2 protein-coding genes are annotated in these 3,740 nt (G+C 42.2%); one reads left to right on the forward strand and one right to left on the reverse strand.

Annotated elements, in window-relative coordinates; genetic code table 11:
- The first annotated feature begins 46 nt into the window (after positions 1-46).
- On the forward strand, positions 47-1,918 hold the full coding sequence (locus tag B9J87_RS00935) for a sensor domain-containing diguanylate cyclase (protein WP_094149200.1): 1,872 nt from the start codon (positions 47-49) through the stop codon (positions 1,916-1,918).
- 103 nt (positions 1,919-2,021) lie between these two features.
- Here the strand turns inward: B9J87_RS00935 and pykF are convergent, their stop codons facing one another.
- Complete coding sequence (pykF, locus tag B9J87_RS00940; RefSeq protein WP_026027602.1) at positions 2,022-3,434, reverse strand: pyruvate kinase PykF; 1,413 nt, start codon at positions 3,432-3,434, stop codon at positions 2,022-2,024.
- Positions 3,435-3,740: the final 306 nt, after the last annotated feature.

A 3,740-nucleotide genomic window follows, 5' to 3' on the forward strand; every position in this document is an offset into this window, starting at 1 on the left:
GCTATAATCCGCTCATCACTATTTAGGGTTAATATTTAGACAAGTCATGAGATACACAAAAATAATCAGCATTCTTCTCATCATTTGTTTCTTATTCAGCGCAATAGTGACTGGGTATTACTATCAGCGCTACCAAGAAGTGAAAGACAACGCAACGCAAAACACGGTAGCGGAGGCGTTTGATCAACTAAATGAGAGTGAACATCAATACCGGGGTTTGAAAGCCCAAGTAGGCTCCATTGTTGATTTACTTAGTCGCAGTCAAAGTTTGTATGAATTTATTTTCTCTCCTTCAGAGGCTAACCAACAGAGTCTTGAAAAAAGCTGGTCTTCTGTTGCTGAAAAACAGACATGGTATAGCTCAATTGCGCTTTTAGACGTATTTGGGCATGAACAACTTCGGATTCATTATTCTGCGACTAATCATTTAGCTTCTAGTGTAAAAACACAGCAAGACAGCTCACATCATGACTACATTGCTTTTGCAGAAAATCTCTCAGAAGGAGATGTGGGTGTATGGGGCATTACATTGGCAGATGCTCCGAGTGCAGCGGCTATACAGCCTATGCTATGCGTAATCACGCCAGTTACCGTATTAGGGGAGCGAAAAGGCTATTTGGTTCTCAATGTTGATATTTGGTCACAATCTTCGCGCTTAACTCATGCGCGTGATCCACAGTTAACTCCTGAGCTTATCGGCGACTCCGGTTTCTACTTGTCTTCTAGCGATAAAACCAAATTATTTGGAGATTTATTACCCTCTAACCAGCACGTAAATCTGGCACTTCAATTACCGAAAACCTGGCAACAGATGCAGCTTAAGCCTTCTGGGTACGTGCTAGAAAATAACAAGATGACTGTATATACAACCCTTAAGTTTACCTCACTGAAACCCGTCTTTTTAATTATTCAATTCACTGATGAGCAGTTAGATCATCGAGCCCAGCGAGACGTCAACGACTTAATCAAAGAAGCTTTTTTTGTCTTCTTCGTTGTACTCATTTTTGCGCTTCCCATGGTTTCCATGGCGTTGCATTACCATCATCGAAGTATTGAAAGCAAACTGGCAAGAGCAGCCTTGAATGGTATGTCTGCAGTGATGATCTCAGACAGAAAGCACAAAGTGATGATGGTTAATGGCGAATTTGAAAAGATTACCGGTCTGACTATTGACGAGATAAAAGGCAGTAACGCATTAAAGTTACTGCTCAGTCCAAATGGTATGGAGTTTATGCTCGAAGTACTTGAAGAGGTATCGCAGCAACATTTCTGGGAAGGTGAAGTAGAAATGGTCAATACGCAAGGTGAGACTCTAACCGCCATCATGAGAATTCAAGCGATTAAAGAGGCGACTAAAGTCAGTTATTATATTACGTCTTTAGTCGATATTACTCAGCACAAAGAGCTTGAAAACCGATTACGAGAATTGAGCGAAAAAGACGCGTTAACTCAGCTATGGAATCGCCGTAAATTTGAAGCAGAATTGCAGCATCATACGCACCTCATTCAACGTTATCCCGAAAGCCATCATGTTTGCCTTGTCTTAATTGATATTGATTACTTTAAACGAGTGAATGATGAACAAGGACATGATGAAGGGGATCGCGTCATTATTAAAGTTGGTGAAATTTTGAGCCAAACATTGCGTACCACGGATTTTCTGGCACGTATTGGCGGTGAAGAGTTTGCGATTATTATGCCGCATACTTCTGTCGAAGAGGCGGAGATTGTCTTGAACCGCTTACGAGTCGCAGTAGAGGTAGAGCAAAGTCTTACCGTGACCATCAGCGCTGGCTTTACTGACTTAACCGCAGATGGTAAACGCTCGTATAAATGCGCTGACATTGCTTTATATGAGGCCAAAACCTTAGGGCGAAATCGAGTTTCACTGTGTAAAAGTAGTGATGATCTTGCTTAAGGCATACTTACAAAGAGTGATGGGCTTGGTAAGTAAACGTAAATAGCGGAAATAAAAAATCGGGGCAAGCCCCGATTTTTTCTGCTTTGTATTCGACGTTCGATTATAGAACGTGAACAGAAGCTGTGTTGGTTGTACCTGAGGCAACAAGTGCACCAGAAACCATCACTACGATGTCACCCTTCTTGCCTAGACCAGAAGCCAGTGCAATCTCTTTACCATTGATGTAGAACGCATCAGTGCTGTCGATAGTATCAACAACAACCGGTGTTACACCTTTAGTTAGAACGAGTTGAGCCGCCGTTTTCTTGTTAGTAGTTACAGCAATGATGTTCGCAGTTGGGAAGTACTTACGCACTGAACGAGCTGATTTACCCGCTTCAGTTGCGACCACGATAAGTGGAGCCGCCAATTTCTCAGCAGTATCTACTGCACCTTTACATACGGCTTCAGTAATGCGTAGGCGTGGGCTGTCTAAACGAGAACCCAACTCAGCTTGTAGAACGCGGTCTGTACGAGCACAGATTTGCGCCATGATAGTTACCGCTTCAACAGGGTATTTACCTTTTGCTGTTTCGCCAGAAAGCATCACTGCATCTGTACCATCCATTACCGCGTTGGCTACGTCGCCAGCTTCTGCGCGAGTTGGACGTGGGTTCTTGATCATTGAATCAAGCATTTGAGTTGCTGTGATAACCACTTTACGTGCGCGGTTACATTTTTCGATCATCATCTTCTGTGCAAAGATAACTTCTTCAGCAGGGATCTCAACACCTAGGTCGCCACGAGCAACCATGATACCGTCAGAAAGCTCAAGAATTTCGTCGAAGTTATCAACGCCTTCTTGGTTTTCAATTTTAGAGATGATTTGGATATCTGCGCCGCCGTTTGCTGTTAGCAGTTCGCGGATTTCACGTACGTCGTCAGCTTTACGAATGAAAGAAGCTGCAACAAAATCAACGCCTTGCTCACAACCAAATTTAAGGTCTGCTTTATCTTTTTCAGAAAGAGCTGGAAGGTTCACTGAAACGTTAGGAAGGTTAACACCTTTGTTTTCACCTAGCGCGCCGTTGTTCAGCACTTTACATTTCACTTCAGTTTCTGTGGTTGCAATCACTTCCATTTCAATCAGGCCGTCATCAACCAAAATTTTGTTACCTACAGTAAGGTCTTTAGCAAAACCTAAGTAAGTCACGGCAACTTTATCTTTGTTACCTACAACGGTTGCATCAGTAGTGAAAGTGAAATCCTGGCCAGCCACGAGATCAACGTCATCACCATTTTCTAGTTTGATGGTACGGATTTCAGGACCTTTAGTGTCTAAAAGGATCGCAAGCTGTTTACCAGTGTTTTCCATTACTTTACGGAAGTTCGCAATACGAGTGCCGTGTTCTACGAAGTCACCGTGAGAGAAGTTCAAACGCATAACGTTCATGCCAGCATTCACTAGCTCAGTAAGCTTCTCTACAGATTCAGTTTTAGGGCCAATCGTACATACGATTTTGGTCTTTTTCATGGAAGGTTCTCTCCGGTAAATATGATTACAATTTGAAGTTGGTTGAGTGTTCTAGCGTCATCACAAGCGGCAATTTTTCTTATCTATTACCCAACAATATTGATGTGATTTTGTGACATTAGAGCTGAAAGTCTTTCAACAGTTTAGTCATTTTATGACCAAGCATTGTCGATTTTATAGCGTTATTTTGCCACTTATTGAGTTTAAATCGGTTAAGTTGCAAAAGAATAACAGTCAATTCTGTAATTTTTTTTCTTTTCGGCGCGAATTCTACCACCTAATGAGTTCAATATCACTGCCTAAGAA

Source organism: Vibrio sp. V19_P1S1T109 (assembly GCF_002241375.1).
In the GTDB taxonomy this organism is placed as follows: Bacteria; Pseudomonadota; Gammaproteobacteria; order Enterobacterales; family Vibrionaceae; genus Vibrio; species Vibrio anguillarum.